Here is a 207-nt window from a genome sequence, read left to right as displayed (position 1 = left end):
AGTGTGTATAAGAGACAGCACGTCCTCCGCGACGCCCTTGGCGACGAGCTTGCCCAACTTCATGACGACCCCCTCCTGTCGGTGACGGTTCGCGTTCCCATGGTGACTCAGTGACGGCGTCGACGGAAGAGGCCCCGGCGGGATCGCGTACGGGAGAATGTGCGGGTGCCGAGTCCACAGAAGAGCAGCCAGTCCGCGTCTCCCGCC

At 64.7% G+C, this 207-nt stretch carries 1 protein-coding gene (cut by a window edge); it reads left to right on the top strand.

The genetic code is table 11. The features are described from left to right. Nucleotides 1–165: 165 nt before the first annotated feature. Nucleotides 166–207: the beginning of a TetR/AcrR family transcriptional regulator gene (locus DN069_RS25860; protein ID WP_111504792.1), read on the top strand. The gene runs 546 nt beyond the window's last position; 42 of the gene's 588 nt are visible here — the first part of the coding sequence; it begins with the start codon at nucleotides 166–168; its stop codon lies off the right edge, out of view.

Source organism: Streptacidiphilus pinicola (genome assembly GCF_003258295.1).
Classification (GTDB): domain Bacteria; phylum Actinomycetota; class Actinomycetes; order Streptomycetales; family Streptomycetaceae; genus Streptacidiphilus; species Streptacidiphilus pinicola.
The sequence above is the reverse complement of the archived record's forward strand: the minus strand, read 5'-3'. Positions and strand labels throughout refer to the sequence as shown.